Origin of the sequence: Pseudomonas emilianonis (assembly GCF_023072625.1) — a bacterium.
Lineage (GTDB): Bacteria > Pseudomonadota > Gammaproteobacteria > Pseudomonadales > Pseudomonadaceae > Aquipseudomonas > Aquipseudomonas paraveronii.
This window is the reverse complement of record NZ_JAKNRV010000630.1, coordinates 1-1,582: the sequence shown is the minus strand read 5'-3', so window position 1 is coordinate 1,582 and position 1,582 is coordinate 1. Positions and strand designations below refer to the sequence as shown.

3 protein-coding genes are annotated in these 1,582 nt (G+C 64.0%); all 3 read right to left on the bottom strand.

Going from position 1 to position 1,582, the window contains the following annotated elements; translation table 11 throughout:
- Positions 1 to 381 (bottom strand): aspartate/glutamate racemase family protein (locus L9Z73_RS30250; protein WP_247408619.1); only part of this gene is annotated, 381 nt, incomplete at its 3' end.
- Complete coding sequence (locus L9Z73_RS30245; RefSeq protein WP_247408617.1) at positions 374 to 1,129, bottom strand: molybdopterin-synthase adenylyltransferase MoeB; 756 nt, start codon at positions 1,127 to 1,129, stop codon at positions 374 to 376. The genes L9Z73_RS30250 and L9Z73_RS30245, both read right to left, overlap by 8 nt.
- On the bottom strand, positions 1,123 to 1,582 hold a 460-nt coding region (locus tag L9Z73_RS30240; protein WP_247408615.1), incomplete at its 5' end, for a peptide chain release factor N(5)-glutamine methyltransferase. The genes L9Z73_RS30245 and L9Z73_RS30240, both read right to left, overlap by 7 nt.

Genomic DNA, 1,582 nt, shown 5'->3' with positions numbered 1-1,582 from the left:
GCTCTCGCCACAACGTTCAACCAGGACATCCTCATGAAAAAAATCATTGCTGCAACTTGCCTCGGCGGCGGCGGGTTTGACGGCGGGCTCCATGCCCACCAGCGGCCAGTCGGGGTAGTCCTGGCGCAAATCAGCCACGGCGGCAACGGTCGCCGTGTTGCAGGCAATCACAAAGGCCTTGGCGCCCTGCTCGCGGAAAAACTCGGCGACCCGGTGCGAACGCTCGTAAATAAAAGCAGGGGTTTTCTCGCCGTAGGGGATGTGCCCGCAATCGGCGACGTACAGCAGCGACTCATGGGGCAACAGTTGCTGGATTTCCTCCAGCACCGTCAACCCGCCGATGCCGGAGTCGAACACACCGATCGGTGCATCCTTAACCATGGTGTGTCCCACACACGCTGCAACCGGGGTCGCGTTTGACGCGCAACTCACGGAAACGTGTGGTCAAGGCATCGATCAGCAACAAGCGTCCGACCAAGGGCTCGCCGAAACCGGCGAGCAATTTCAACGCTTCAAGCGCCTGCAGGCTACCCACCAGACCGACCAGCGGGCCGACCACGCCGGCTTCGCTGCAGGTCAGTTCGGTGTCGCTGCCGTGCCCGTATAAACAGTGGTAACACGGGCTGTCGGCGCGGCGCGGGTCGAACACCGACAGCTGCCCGTCCAGACGGATCGCCGCGCCGCTGACCAACGGTTTGCCGGCGGCCACGCAGGCGGCGTTGACCGCTTCGCGGGTGGAAAAATTGTCGCTGCAATCGAGCACTACATCCACCGCCGCCACTGCCGCCGCCAGGGAATCGGCATCCAGCGCAGTCCGGTGAGTGAGCAGTTTGACCTCAGGGTTGATCGCGCTCAGACGGCGGATGGCCGAATCGACCTTGCTCAGGCCGACGCTGTCGGTGTCATGGATGATCTGGCGTTGCAGGTTGGTCAGGTCGACGGTGTCGAAATCCGCCAGGTGCAACTCGCCGACACCGGCCGCCGCCAGGTACAGCGCCACAGGCGCGCCCAGGCCGCCGAGGCCGACGATCAAGGCGCGGGCGTTTTTCAGGCGCAATTGGCCGTCGATGTCGACCTGCTGCAACAGAATCTGTCGGCTATAGCGCAACAGCTCCTGATCGGTCAGCACGGCCGGTGTCCCAGGCTGATGCGTTCGTGGCCGCCGAGGTCGATGCGGCTGTGTACGCCTTCAAAGCCTTGGCTCAGCAACAGGTCACGCACCGCCGAGGCCTGGTCGTAACCGTGTTCCAGCAACAGCCAACCGCCAGCAGCGAGGTGCGCTGGCGCTTCGGCGATGATCAGGCGCAGGTCGTCCAACCCATCATGACCCGCTACCAGCGCGCTGGCCGGCTCAAAGCGTACATCGCCAGCCACCAGATGCGGATCGTTGGCGGCGATGTAGGGCGGGTTGCTGATGATCAGATCGTAGGTGTGCCCCTGCAACGCGCTGAACCAATGACTGTTGAGCACGGTGGCGTTGTGCAGGTTCAGGCGTTGGCGATTGCGTTCGGCCAGGGCCACGGCTTCGAGTACGCGGTCGACGGCGGTGACGTGCCAGGCCGGGCGTTCACTGGCCAGGGCC